This is a genomic window from uncultured Porticoccus sp. (assembly GCF_963975625.1).
Classification (GTDB): domain Bacteria; phylum Pseudomonadota; class Gammaproteobacteria; order Pseudomonadales; family Porticoccaceae; genus Porticoccus.
In genome coordinates, this window is sequence record NZ_CAXBHS010000002.1 from 93,520 (window position 1) to 106,475 (window position 12,956).

Below are 12,956 nucleotides of genomic sequence, written 5' to 3' on the forward strand. Positions count from 1 at the left end.
GGCTGCCTCGAGCAGCCCTTTTAGATTGGTAACTGACTATGACAGATATTCATTCTCACAAAATCCTGATACTGGATTTCGGCTCCCAATATACGCAGTTGATTGCCCGCCGTGTACGCGAAGTCGGGGTCTACTCGGAAATCCGCGCCTGGGATATGGATGAAGCCGAGATCATTGCCTTCGACCCCAAAGGTATCATTCTGGCGGGAGGGCCGGAGTCGGTTACTGCCGGGGAATCGCCGCGGGCTCCCCAGCTGGTTTTTGAGCTGGGCATCCCGGTTCTGGGTATCTGTTATGGCATGCAGACCATGGCCGCCCAGCTCGGTGGCGCCGTGAAAGGCTCTTCGATTCAGGAATTTGGCTATGCCCAGATCAAGACCCATGGCAACAGCCGCCTGTTCCAGGGTGTGGCTGACCATGTGGATCATGACGGAGGTACACTGCTTGATGTCTGGATGAGCCATGGCGATAAAGTGGTTAACTTGCCGGCGGGTTTCGAGCTTATGGCATCGACGGGTTCCTGCGCCATTGCGGGCATGTATTGTCCCCAAAAAGACTTTTATGGTGTCCAGTTTCACCCGGAAGTGACCCACACCCTGCAGGGCATGCGGATGTTTGAGCACTTCGTGCTTGATATATGTGGCTGCGAGGCACTCTGGACACCCGCCCAGATTATTGAAGACAGCATTGCCAGGGTGCGTTCCCAGGTCGGCAGTGACAAGGTGTTGCTGGGGCTTTCAGGAGGCGTCGATTCATCTGTAGTCGCAGCGCTGCTGCACAAGGCCATCGGCGACCAGCTTACCTGTGTTTTTGTCGATAACGGGCTGCTGCGCAAGCACGAAGGCGACCAGGTCATGGACATGTTTGCCAAAAACATGGGAGTGAAAGTCATCCGTGTGGACGCTGAAGAGCAGTTCCTGAGCAAACTGGCGGGGGAAGCTGACCCGGAGAAAAAGCGCAAAATCATTGGCAACACGTTCATCGATGTCTTCGATGTGGAGGCCACCACCCTCAAAGACGTCAACTGGCTGGCCCAGGGCACTATCTACCCCGATGTCATTGAATCGGCGGCAGCCAAGACCGGCAAAGCCCATGTGATCAAATCCCACCACAATGTCGGCGGCCTGCCCGAGACCATGAAAATGGCGCTGGTAGAACCCCTGCGGGAACTGTTCAAGGACGAAGTCCGCAAAATCGGTCTGGAACTGGGGCTGCCCTACGACATGGTGTATCGGCACCCATTCCCGGGACCGGGGTTGGGTGTGAGAATTCTCGGGGAAGTAAAAAAAGAATATGCCGACATTCTTCGCGAAGCCGATGCCATTTTTATCGAAGAACTCCACAAAGCCGACTGGTACCACAAAACCAGCCAGGCGTTCGCCGTGTTTTTGCCGGTCAAGTCCGTGGGTGTGGTGGGCGATCAACGTCGCTATGAATGGGTGATTGCCCTGCGTGCGGTGGAAACCATCGACTTCATGACAGCCCGATGGGCACATTTACCCTATCAGCTTCTGGAACAGGTATCCAATAGAATTATCAATGAAATCAGTGGAGTATCCAGGGTTGTTTATGATGTTTCTAGCAAGCCTCCGGCGACTATTGAATGGGAGTAGACCCGCAGTGCAAAGCGATGACCGCCAGCTTTGGTCAGGTCGCCGCCGACTAAGTGGAGACTCAGGATGACCTTACAAGGATGCGAACATGTTGCCATTGGCGGCTGGCCGTTTGAAAGGCCACTTCGCGTTATTTGGTGCGCCTACCGGGTTTGATTCAGCTATAGTTGAAATTTAATAGAGGAGTCCGACGTGTCAAAATTTTTTCCCCAACATCTTGCAGCATTTACAATTGCCGTTTTGTTGATGACAACATTTTCGTTCAGTGCGTTTGCAGAAAACCCGCAATGTTATAAAAAGATCGAAGGGATTTCACTTGATCAAAGCGTTGGCGACATTACAAATAAGTTGCAGCAATTGGGACTGCACGACATTACCTGCAAACAAAGATCAAAGATGCCTTGTGCCGCCAGAAAAGAACAAATGATGACTTATGCCACGAACGATCAAGGTTCTCTGCATAAGGTCGGTGATAAACTGGCGAGACTGACATTTGATAATACGGGAAAGCCAAGAAGCTTCGCGTATGAATATTATACTGACGGCCCTTCGACGCTCCGGGCACATGATGAAAACAGAAGCTGGGAAGGTTGGACATATAAGGACACGATCGAATCCCGCATCAATGAATACTGCAAAGGCTCCACCCCAGAGGGCCTCAGAGTTGGTTGTAAATACGGCAGCGCACTTACCATTCATGTCATATACGGCGAACCACGCGATAAAGATTGCTCGTATAAGTTCAACGTCATGTTCAGTGCTGTGAGAGGAAAGCCGGAAGCCCCGACAAATCATAAAATTATCGAGACGATAACGCTCAATAAATAAAGATTATTTTGATGCATTATCTCAAATGTTTTCATGCACGTTCTTACTGTTAAGCCCGTTTACAGTTGCCTATGCGGATGTTCTGTGTGAGCAGGGTGCAGAGAACTGGCTTGGTGCCAGAACCAACCTAGCTGGGCTTTTCTTTTCTTGACCTCGCAATAAGCTGACATGCACAGGTAAGTAATATTTACCTTCCCGTTACCAGCACTCTCATATTGATTTTAAAAAAGTGTTTCTGAGTCAATTGACTGTACTATTACAGTCTGCTAGGCTGCATTTAAGCACTGTAAAAATACAGTCTTAATGCTGCTTAGGAGGAAATCATGAGCGCTCAGGCCGAACAACTACTGCAACGGGGTTCCAGTGTCACCCGTTCACTGCTGCCGGCGATTTTCAATATCTTCAGCCAATGGCGCCTCACTGGTGCCCAGCAGATGACACTGCTGGGGCTCAGCAACGAGAAGACCCTCTATAACTGGAAGAGCCAACCCGAGAAGGCAAAGCTGACGCGAGACCTGTTGGAGCGGACCAGTTACATTCTGGGGATCTACAAGTCCCTGCAAATCCTGTTGCCCGATCAGTCGCTGGCCGACAAATGGTTGGACACACCTAACGACAATCCGCTGTTCAATGGCACCGCACCGCTGGACCGGTTGCTGGCTGGCCATGTGGTCGACCTGGCGGTGGTGAGGAATTTCCTTGATGCGGAGCGGGGTGGCTGGTGATTGCTATTAATACGCTACCCAGTAGCGAGGTCAATGAACCGGTCTATCGAGTCATACTGGCGCGCTATCCGCAGATCCACCTGTTCGAGCGTGTCTCCAATCCACAGGATTGGGAGGTGCTCTATGCCGTGGAGTCCCTGACCAACCCCCGACTGCGCGATGAAGTCGGCGATATTCGCCTGGTGCCATCAGAAGACAGGGTCTATGGCGACGGTGCCTCCTGGATCATGGCGGCCTTCACCCACACACCGGTCGATGGCCGCGGTGGGCGCTTCAACCGGGATTTTGGCATCTATTATTGCGCCGCCGATGAGGCAGTTGCCATTGCCGAATCGGCCTTCCATCGGGCGCGCTTTCTGCGTGAATCCCGAATCGACAAGACCACCCAGGAGATGCGCGTGATTCGCGCACAGTTGGGGCCGACCACCCTTCACGATGTACGTCATCTGGTCGGAGACGGGATCTACGATTCCGACCAGTATGGCGAAGCTCAGCAACTCGGTTACGCGTTACGCGATGCCAAAAGCTTTGGTGTTCACTACCAAAGCGTGAGAACGAAAGGGGAGTGCTACGGCGTGATGCGTGCCCGAGTGTTGTCCGATGCGATCCACTGGCGCTATCTGCGCTACCACTATGACCAGGGGACGATCGTTGACGTTGAATCCCTCGATGGCAATAGTGGCGGCCGTGGCAGGAGGTGATGGCAATGTATAAAGAGCTGCTGTGGATCTTCACCCAACTCCCGGACGATTACATCGTCCTCGATACCGAAACCACCGGGTTCCCGGATGAAAACGGCCCGCCGGATATCGTGACACTTGGCCTCACCGTGGTAAGAAATCGAGAGATAGCGGAATCCATCGAGTTTAAAACACGGCCACAAAAAAACATTTCAGAAGAAGCACAGTCGATACACGGCATTACTAACGAACAGGCCGCTGAATTCGAATCCTTCGGTGCCCAGTGGGACCAGATCGCGGAATACCTAATAGAACAACTGATAGTCATCCACAACGCCAGTTTCGACTGGCCGATCCTGCTGGATCACGTTGCCCGATACGGTTTGCCAATGCCGCCAATTCAAGGTGTATTTTGCAGCCAAAAAGCAGCCATTCCCTGGGCGCAGGCGATGAATCTACCGTGCAGTCAGAGAGGCCCATCGTTAGATACGCTGACGAAAGTTCTGAGCGCTGAAAATCTCAGAGAAAAGAGCAGTGGAATACATGGAGCAGAGATAGATAGCCAGCAGACGGCTCGAGTGGTGGAAACAATGCGACGATCCGGAACCACTTCAATCTGAAGTGTCAACCTGTTCCACCGGACCGGTATTTTTCTCTGGTGCCCAAATCTGTGCTAGAACTGGCGAGAAGTTGTTGCGCTCAAATTGAAATAATCAAACAAGTACTGGCTGGTATTCACAGCTAGCGGTAAGTAATATTTTGCATGGTATTTTCCAGGATATTGTCTGGATTAAATGAGTGACAATCATTCAATTACAATGAAAATTGGGTGAAATGGCTAGGCTTGCCCCTAATCAAAATATTGTTGTTCTGATGATTATATGGGGGTAAAGTTTTGCCAAAGGTCATAGCGGAATGAAAAGAACTGCCTTCCAAGACCCAAGCCATCATTTCATGCTTGTACCTTAGCTTTATCCCCGATTCATTGAAAACTATTCGTCGTATCTTTGAGGATAAATCCGATGAGCAGGTTACCCCTTTTTAAGATTCTAGCGTTAAGTATGGTAGTGAGCAGTTGTGGTGGCAGTGAGGACTCAGCAGCAAGTAGTACAGAACACGCCAGCCCTAACGACACTGCTATAGAAAAATCAGCGTCTCAAACCACCCAGCCTTCTGCTACGCAACCGGCTAAAAGGACCATTGGCAGCCGTATCGGACCCGATATCGCCGGCCTGTATTTGGGCATGACACCTGAAGAAGTCAATGCTGTAATGAAAGACTACGATGCAAGCATACGTGTCCAGGACACCAGCCGTTATTTTGAATACAACGCGCTGGGCAAACGCTACAAAACTGACAGCTTTCTGGTCGCCACACATGGTCAGATGCCGGGGGGCAGCGTCGGCCTGTCAGTCGGTTACTCTTACCCTCCCAGCGAACCACGTGTAGTTTCCATCACTCGGGGCCACCGCCAAACCACAGAACCCTTAACTCAGGCCGATTATGCGAAGGCACTGATTGATAAATACGGCCAACCAGTCGCAGATATTAATAATGGCAGAACCGACTCGAGAGCCGAACGCACGCTGAAATGGAAGTTGGCAGAAACCGGAGATACGAGCTGTGTGCTCGGTGCTTCAATAGGCAATAGTGTGCTGGATCGTTTTGTCAAAGAGGGTAGGAAGATGGCCACCGTGGACGTGACACCAGATTACGCCGCCCAATGCGCTGGGCTGTTCGAATATACCTTGCGTGGCGAACCCGTTACCAATGCAAGCGGCACCATTTTTGATGTTTGGGCGCAGGCCAAATCTGAATTTGAAGCACAGGCCTGGGTGCAACAACAGGTTGCAGAAAAATCCAAAACCGGCACGGAAGCACCAAAACTTTAGCTGGAATATTCCAACTAGATCGGGACTGCTGGGCTTGCGTTGCTTTTTTCCGGATATCCTGCAAGCCATGGACGCTGCGCCTGGGTTTCTTTAGGAGGTGATTCCACAAAGGCGAGGGGGCACGCTGGTCATTGCCAGCGCCCGCGAGCACAGCCTCTCTGCCAGATCGTTTAGCAGCACCACTTGGTATTCACCGCCGGTTTTGGACTAATCACTTAATCCATATCTGCTTGGCATTAACAAATTCTTTAATCCCTTGCGGCCCCAGCTCACGGCCATAACCGGAACCTTTAATCCCGCCACTGGGTAGCCGTGGATCGGTTTTAACAATGCCATTAATGGCCACCTGGCCGGAGTCGATTTGTAAAGCCAGTGATTTTGCCAGCGAGGCGTTTTCTGTCCAGATCCCGGCACCCAGGCCATATTCAGTGTCATTGGCCATTTCAAGCGCATGATCGACATCATCTGCTTTGATGATCACCATCACGGGTCCAAAAGTTTCCTCCTGAAAGGCGCACATGGTGGGTGTCACACCAGTCAGTAATGTCACCGGATAGAAAAACCCGGCCTCTTCCGGCAAGTGACCACCCAACCGACATTTGGCACCGGCGGCGATCGTCTCTTCGACCTGACGGTGCAGATTCAACTGTAAGTCCTCACGGGCAATTGGACCGATATCCGTGTCGGCCTGCAAAGGATCACCAAGCCGTAACTTGCCAAGTCGCTGTTCGACCAGCTCGATAAAACGATCATGGACATCCGCCTCAACGATTACCCGTTTGGCGGCAATGCAGGACTGGCCGGCATTAATGATCCGCGACAGGCAGATAATATCCGCCGCTTGTTCGAGATTGGCATCGTTTAATACCAGTACTGGATCCGAACCGCCGAGTTCCAATACACAGGGCTTAACTTCACTGCCGGCTATGGCCGCAACTTTTTTGCCTGCGCTGTTGGAGCCGGTAAACGACACTGCCGCTATGCGTGGATCGCGAATCGCCAGTTCTACCTCCGGTGTTTCCAGTGGCAGGTTGACCATAATATTATCCGGCGCACCGGCCTTTAAAAACGCGTTGGCAATCGCCTGGGCAGACTGCGGTACATGCGGGTCATGTTTCATCACGCAGGTATTGCCCGCCATCAGTGCCGGCGCCAAATAGCGAAAGGCCAGCCATAACGGCGCATTCCACGGCAAAATACCCAGCAGGGTACCGAGCGGCTGATAGGTCACATAACTCAGGCTGGCATCGGATGGCAGGGTCTCGTCGGCCAGATAGGCCTCGGCATGGTCAGCGTAATACTCGGCGCAGGTCGCGGCTTTTTCGACCTCCGGCACACCTTCTTTGATGGGTTTTCCCATTTCCAGTGCCATTAATTTGGCAATGTCATGTTTTTCGGCGCGCAACTGTTTGGCGACGGCTTGCAGCACTTTGGCACGCTCGGCAAAGTTTGTGGCGCGCCAACCCGTAAAGGCGGCGCTTGCATCGCCAATGCGGGCGTACATTTGATTTTTATCAAGCGAGGGAAAACCTTCGAGCTGTTGTCCGTTATAGGGATTGGTTGCTACTAGCATAATGTCCTCAGGATGGGTGTTTGGCGGTGGTTTTTTTAACGTCTGTGCTGCCCTCGTTATGACGCGCGCTATCCAGACTCAGCAATTTTTTACTGCTGTTTGTCGGTTTGACGCTAAAATCCCGATCCATTGTGAAGAAAGACTCACAGCCATCCTCGGTAATATAGATGGTGTCAGAAATACCGCAGGTTTTATCGCCGTCGACACCCCACATCCAGGGAATGATATGGAAAGTCATACCGGGTTTTAATACTGCGGATTCACCTTGCTTAAGACTGACGATATAACCCTCATCCCAACTGGGTGGGAAGGCGATACCAATCGAATAACCGGAGCGGGTTACCAGCCGGGCACCCACATCATTTTTAGTAATGATATTGCGGATCATATTGTCGGCATCCGACACCGTCATTCCCGGCTGAAATTTATTGTGTACGACATCCAGTGCCATTTTCATGATCTCCTGGGCCTTGTACATTGAGGCACTGAGTTTTCCCAGCACAACGGTGCGCATCATCGCTGTGTGATAACGCCGGTAACAGCCAGCGACTTCGAGAAACACATGTTCGCCGGGTTGCACCACGCGACCTTCCCATGTGGCATGACCAATCATGGTGCGCGGTCCGGATGTCACATAAGGCATCACGGCCGGTGGTTCTCCGCCCGCTTTAAACATGGCAGAACTTATCGCCGCGCCAATTTCATTTTCAGTGACACCAGCTTCCGTCGCATCGATACCCGCCTGCATTCCCGCTTCGGTAGCTCTTGTGGCATTTTGCATTACAGCAATCTCTACCGGCGACTTGCAGACCCGTCCCTCTTCAACAATGCCAAAACAATCCAGCAATTTACCATCGGTCAGTGTGTTGTGAATGCAATCCTGATGATACGCCGGGAAGAAGTAGCTGTTGCGCTCATAGCCGATACGTTTTTTATCAAGACCAAATTCACGCAAGGCATCAACCAGCATTTGAATCGCATCACCGGTATCCGGATACGGACGGGTGATTTCCACCCAGGTGCGGGCCGTGATGTTCGACTCTTCCAGTTTCCGGGTGATCATAAACGGCTCATCTTCGAGTGGCACGACCAGGGCCTGAAAGAAGGAATAACCCGTCGTCTGATAATCCGTCAGATACATAATGTTTTCTGGATCGGAAATTACCACCGCGTCCATGTGGCGCTCGGCTATCCGCTCACGCAATTCGCGCAATCGTCGCTCATATTCCTCAAAAGGAAAGGTCATATCATCGCGTTTTCTCATGCCGGCTCCTGCATCATGACGTTATCGGTGGCTTTAATGAGGATTTTCAGACCTTCTTCCAAATCAGCTTTGGGCGTGGTCAATGGCGGGATCAATTTCACTACCCGGCCGCCAGTGCCGCAACTGGCAATCATCAGACCGGATTCAAAACATTGACTGACAATTTGCTTGGCGCGATCACCATTACCGACGTCGAGGCCCAGGATCATGCCTTTGCCAGTCAGGTTCACCAGCGGATGCCGATCCACCAATGGCTGCAGGCTATCTGCCATCATGGCGCCATGGGCTTTAACGGTTTGCATCAGTTCATCGTCGTCAAAATACGTCAGTGCCTGATCGCCGGCGATAAAGGAAATATCCTGACCACGAAAGGTGCCGGTATGTTCGCCCGGCAACCAATGTTGGTCATGTTCGGGTTTGACCAGATTCATGGCCATTGGCGTGCCCAAGCCGCCGATACCTTTGGCAAGGCAGATAATATCGGGGTCCAGATCCAGATCATCGAAACTAAAAAACGAACCGGTGCGACCGACGCCGACCTGAATATCATCGATAATCAGCAGGGCGCCGACGTCTTTGGCTAGTTTGGCCAAGGCCTGTAACCAGCCTTTATCGGCGACCTTGACGCCACCTTCGGCCTGAATGGTTTCCAGTAAAAAACCTGCTGGCGGTGCAATACCACTGGAGCTATCGGCGTAAATGGCGCGCAGTTGTTCGATGCTCTGCATGCCACAACCCAGTTCACAGCCGGGACAGACGGTTTCGCAACCAAATGGGAAATGTTGAACATGGGTCAGTGGCACACCGGCCGCGTTACGGAAATGCTGGTTAGCGGTGGCACTCAGCGCTCCCAGGGTCATGCCATGAAAACCGTGGCTGAAAGCAACAATATCCTGCCGGCCGGTTGCCCGACGGGCCATTTTCATGGCGGCTTCAACGGCATTGGTGCCGGTCGGACCCATAAATTGCATTTTGTGCGGCATTTTACGTGGCTCAAGAATGGTCTTGGTGAAATGTTCCATAAATTGCCGCTTGGCAGTGGTGTGCATATCGAGGCTGTGGGTGACACCGTTCGATTGAATATAGGCAATCACCGCTTCGGTCATTCGCGGATTATTGTGGCCAAAATTCAGCACCCCGGCACCGGCAAAAAAGTCGATATATTCCCGGCCATTTTCATCAGTTTGCCGGGCATTCAACGCCTTATCAAAGACTACCGGATACACCCGGCAATAAGCCCGAATTGCCGATTCTCTTTGTTCAAATATGCTCATCTAATTCTCCTTACGTATTTACGCCTTGCCGACGTTGGACAGATCCTCCGGAACAGGTGCGCCACAAAGGCGTGCAAACAGGGCCGTGACCAAAGGAATCAACCGGTCGTTAAAATCATAGTATGGACTGTGGCACGGTGCCTGGTGTTCAGGACCATCATCGCTGCCAATCAGCGCAAAAGCGCCGGGGATTTCCTGCAGGTAATAACTGAAATCTTCGGAAGCCATAATTGGCAGGCGAATATCGGTGTGCAGGGCATCACCCCCGAATAATGTCTGCCACTGTTCACGCATCTGTAAAGCCGGCAGGGCATGATTGGTGGTCGCTTCGTAGCGCGGATAAATATTGACCTCGCAATGCACGCCATAGCTGATCGCAGTCTGTTGACTGATTTCAGTGATAAGGCGGTTGAGTGTTTCGCGCGTGGCTTTATCGGGAACGCGGATGCTGCCAGCAATTTTGGCCTGTTGCGGTATAACGGTCGGCGCGCTGGGTGCCTCAATAGATGTAACACTTAATACTGCAGCCTGTTGCGGTGGCAGACGCCGGCTGATGATCTGCTGCAAGTTTAAAGTGATGGCACTGGCAGCCAGCACCGGATCCCGGCATAACTCAGGCTGACTGGCATGACCACCCAAGCCGTTAACAATCAGTTCAAATGTGCCATTACCAGACATGACAATGCCATCTGGGCAGACCAATTTACCAAATGGGATCGCCGGCCAGTTGTGCCATCCATAAATCACATCAATACCGTCTAACGCGCCATCATGGATCATTTCCCGTGCACCATGACCGCCTTCCTCGGCAGGCTGAAAAATCAAGGTCACCGGACCTGGTAATAAAGATTCCTGCATTTTCAGCCAGTGGGCGGTGGCCATAAGCGTTGCCGTGTGGCCATCGTGCCCACAGGCGTGCATGCAGCCGGGCTGTTGGGAAGTCCAGTTCTTTTGGCTGTTTTCAGTGAGAGGCAGCGCATCAATATCACCGCGCAGCGCAATATGCGGGCCTTTGCCTGTCGGGTTGAGCCAGGCCACGGTGCCGGTGCCGGCACAAGCACGCCAGGCAATATTCAAACTGCTGAGCGCCTCACGAATGCGATCAGCGGTACGGTATTCCTGCCAGCCCAACTCAGGATGCGCGTGTAAATCTCGTCGCAACATTTTTGCGTTGGTGATGGTTTCCTGCCAGCTATCTGACATGCCCCCCCCTAATGTAACTCGCAAATCACGATTTGGTGATAAAGCCACTTCACACTGTAAAAAAAATCGGCGCAATGCAAGAAAAATCATCAGCTTTTCAGCCATGTTGATTGATTGATTTGAAAAAGCCGTTTTTTGCAATAATGATTGCTCGCGATAGTGGATTGAATTTAATGAAGAAGATGGAAGCTGTGGCTTTAGTGAGGGCAGCTGAATAGCTCTCAGAACGTTGACAGTCCGCTCGCTTCCATCAGGCGATAACGCCAGTAGTGCAGGGCGGATTCATCAGCGTACGCTTCATACGGCAGACTGTGAAGTCGCTCTCCGGTGTTGTTCCACTGCTGATCGAAAAAGGCCAGAGCGCGTTGTGCAGCGGGATGCTCGGAATCGGTCTGCAGGGCGACCTGGGTTTCGAGGTTATAGTTGTCAAGATTACGCCGGGTGAAATTGGCGGAACCCAGCATTAGCCAGACCGGCTGGTCGTCACTACCCCGGTGCAGCATGTATTTAAAGTGGCATTGCTCGCCACTTGTGTTGCACCAGCGCAATGGAACGCCGGCCGCATGCAGTTCGCTGGCAACCTGGCGATTGGGCACCCCATTCTTCTTGCGCCCGAAGGCATCCTCATTGGGATCGAGCAGAATGCGCAACTGTACGCCGCGCTGGTGAGCCCGAATCAGGGCCTCGATCAATTCGCGATGGGCCAGGTAGAACATGGCCACGTCCAAGCGGTCACCGCTTGCGGCCCGCCCGATCTGTTTTAGCGCCGCCTCGCGAATAGCCGCCTCCGTCAGGACCTGTATCGTCGCTCCGGAGGTGGTGGGTTTCAGGGGAGGTGTCCATTGGTTTGGCCAGTTCGGAACCTGACCGGACAGCATGGCTGTGGCATGCATGCTCGCCAGCAGGTCAGCCGCAGCTGCCCCCGAAAAAGTCAGTGCTACGTTGCTGTGTCGACTGCTGGCATCATGGGCGTTACCCGACGACACCCAGCCTCGAAGCTGCCCGGCCTGATCGACGACCAGTGCCTTGCGATGGTTGGCTTTGAAATTGGGCAGGGTTAGCCAGGTCCTCAGGCTAACCGGGTTTTCGCCGACCGGGTTGGGCAGCCAGCCACCGGGAGAGTTGCCGAACCACTGGCAGCACATTCGCCAGACCGCTGACCACAGTGGATTGGAGTCGCGCAATACAGTCAGATCGGTTTCGATAACGTCGATTCCCGCAGCCTTCAGCGCATCAAGACGGTCGGATTCGACGCCGCCGTAGAGCCGGTTGAAGGGGTCGATAATCAGTATAATCTGCATATCGGGGCGGGCCTGCCGTCGGGCTAGCAATCGCTCGAACACCTGGCCGGATAGTGCGCGATATCCGTCGTCAGTGCGGCCGGCGAAATCGTTGATTAAAAACATCTCCAGCACAATCAACTGCTCGGCGTTATCGATCAAGGCTAACAATGTATCGAAGATCTCGCTTCGCTGATGCTGCTGACCATCGGCGTCGAGCCAGGTGCTGTCGACCAGAAAATCGACATCATTTGCCGCGCGTTGCGGATAGCCTGTATCCAGGCCGTATGGCAACGGCTTGTAAACATGCCAGACGAACGTGCCTGAGTAGACGATCAGCAAAATGCCAATCAGCCAGGCCACCGGGTGTAATTGAAGCAATTGCATAAAAGCTATCGATTTGGCTGGTAGTGCCTTGTTCAGTATGTCTTTAGGCATTTGTGGCTCAGGTATGGCGGCTGTCGGAATGGGGCCCCCATGGTCGGGGTGGCGGTTTGATATTACGTTAGCCTTGAGGGTTCGGGCAATGATGAGCGTTGCCAAGCGCCCGAATCGTCGATGGTCAGGGCAAACTGGATAGCATCCAGTCCACGCCGTTGTCCCGCCGCTTCTTCAGTACCACGA

The 12,956-nt window shown here is 52.7% G+C and carries 11 protein-coding genes; 6 read left to right on the top strand and 5 right to left on the bottom strand.

Translation table 11 applies throughout. The features are described 5' to 3' along the window. The first annotated feature begins 38 nt into the window (after positions 1 to 38). From guaA to AACZ64_RS03100, 6 genes are all read left to right on the top strand, one after another. Entirely contained in the window at positions 39 to 1,613 is a 1,575-nt protein-coding gene (gene guaA, locus AACZ64_RS03075) for a glutamine-hydrolyzing GMP synthase (protein ID WP_293614998.1), read from the top strand. 192 nt (positions 1,614 to 1,805) lie between these two features. Beyond that, positions 1,806 to 2,441, top strand: a complete 636-nt coding sequence (locus AACZ64_RS03080) for a hypothetical protein (protein ID WP_339639677.1) — start codon at positions 1,806 to 1,808, stop codon at positions 2,439 to 2,441. A gap of 323 nt (positions 2,442 to 2,764) precedes the next feature. Then, positions 2,765 to 3,166, top strand: coding sequence for an MbcA/ParS/Xre antitoxin family protein (locus tag AACZ64_RS03085; protein ID WP_036860209.1), 402 nt, complete (start codon positions 2,765 to 2,767; stop codon positions 3,164 to 3,166). Continuing rightward, positions 3,163 to 3,867: an RES family NAD+ phosphorylase gene (locus AACZ64_RS03090; RefSeq protein WP_339639678.1), complete on the top strand. Its 705-nt coding sequence runs from the start codon at positions 3,163 to 3,165 to the stop codon at positions 3,865 to 3,867. The genes AACZ64_RS03085 and AACZ64_RS03090 overlap by 4 nt, the downstream gene beginning before the upstream one ends. 5 nt (positions 3,868 to 3,872) lie before the next feature. Beyond that, entirely contained in the window at positions 3,873 to 4,466 is a 594-nt protein-coding gene (locus tag AACZ64_RS03095; RefSeq protein WP_293615003.1) for a 3'-5' exonuclease, read from the top strand. A gap of 402 nt (positions 4,467 to 4,868) precedes the next feature. After that, positions 4,869 to 5,738 carry a hypothetical protein gene (locus AACZ64_RS03100; protein ID WP_293615004.1) on the top strand — a complete coding sequence of 290 codons (870 nt, stop codon included), beginning with the start codon at positions 4,869 to 4,871 and terminating at the stop codon, positions 5,736 to 5,738. Positions 5,739 to 5,949: 211 nt separating this feature from the next. On the opposite strand, the gene AACZ64_RS03105 is transcribed toward AACZ64_RS03100, so the two are convergent. From AACZ64_RS03105 to AACZ64_RS03125, 5 genes are all read right to left on the bottom strand, one after another. Beyond that, positions 5,950 to 7,311: an NAD-dependent succinate-semialdehyde dehydrogenase gene (locus tag AACZ64_RS03105; protein WP_293615005.1), complete on the bottom strand. Its 1,362-nt coding sequence runs from the start codon at positions 7,309 to 7,311 to the stop codon at positions 5,950 to 5,952. A 7-nt stretch (positions 7,312 to 7,318) separates the two neighbouring features. Continuing rightward, positions 7,319 to 8,575: an ectoine hydrolase gene (doeA, locus tag AACZ64_RS03110; protein WP_293615006.1), complete on the bottom strand. Its 1,257-nt coding sequence runs from the start codon at positions 8,573 to 8,575 to the stop codon at positions 7,319 to 7,321. Further along, positions 8,572 to 9,849 (bottom strand): aspartate aminotransferase family protein, encoded by a 1,278-nt coding sequence (locus AACZ64_RS03115; protein WP_293615007.1) that lies wholly within the window; start codon positions 9,847 to 9,849, stop codon positions 8,572 to 8,574. The genes doeA and AACZ64_RS03115 overlap by 4 nt, the downstream gene beginning before the upstream one ends. A gap of 18 nt (positions 9,850 to 9,867) precedes the next feature. After that, the gene (gene doeB2, locus AACZ64_RS03120) at positions 9,868 to 11,052 is read right to left on the bottom strand and encodes a N(2)-acetyl-L-2,4-diaminobutanoate deacetylase DoeB2 (protein WP_293615008.1); all 1,185 of its coding nucleotides are present in this window, start codon (positions 11,050 to 11,052) and stop codon (positions 9,868 to 9,870) included. A 221-nt stretch (positions 11,053 to 11,273) separates the two neighbouring features. Beyond that, positions 11,274 to 12,770 (bottom strand): phospholipase D-like domain-containing protein, encoded by a 1,497-nt coding sequence (locus AACZ64_RS03125; RefSeq protein ID WP_293615009.1) that lies wholly within the window; start codon positions 12,768 to 12,770, stop codon positions 11,274 to 11,276. Positions 12,771 to 12,956: the final 186 nt, after the last annotated feature.

Bases quoted from the DNA above. Each gene is read 5' to 3' on its own strand.
- AACZ64_RS03115 (WP_293615007.1), bottom strand. From the start codon at position 9,849: ATGAGCATATTTGAACAAAGAGAATCGGCAATTCGGGCTTATTGCCGG.
- AACZ64_RS03105 (WP_293615005.1), bottom strand. From the start codon at position 7,311: ATGCTAGTAGCAACCAATCCCTATAACGGACAACAGCTCGAAGGTTTT.
- doeB2 (WP_293615008.1), bottom strand. From the start codon at position 11,052: ATGTCAGATAGCTGGCAGGAAACCATCACCAACGCAAAAATGTTGCGA.
- guaA (WP_293614998.1), top strand. From the start codon at position 39: ATGACAGATATTCATTCTCACAAAATCCTGATACTGGATTTCGGCTCC.
- AACZ64_RS03125 (WP_293615009.1), bottom strand. From the start codon at position 12,770: ATGCCTAAAGACATACTGAACAAGGCACTACCAGCCAAATCGATAGCT.
- doeA (WP_293615006.1), bottom strand. From the start codon at position 8,575: ATGAGAAAACGCGATGATATGACCTTTCCTTTTGAGGAATATGAGCGA.
- AACZ64_RS03085 (WP_036860209.1), top strand. From the start codon at position 2,765: ATGAGCGCTCAGGCCGAACAACTACTGCAACGGGGTTCCAGTGTCACC.
- AACZ64_RS03095 (WP_293615003.1), top strand. From the start codon at position 3,873: ATGTATAAAGAGCTGCTGTGGATCTTCACCCAACTCCCGGACGATTAC.
- AACZ64_RS03100 (WP_293615004.1), top strand. From the start codon at position 4,869: ATGAGCAGGTTACCCCTTTTTAAGATTCTAGCGTTAAGTATGGTAGTG.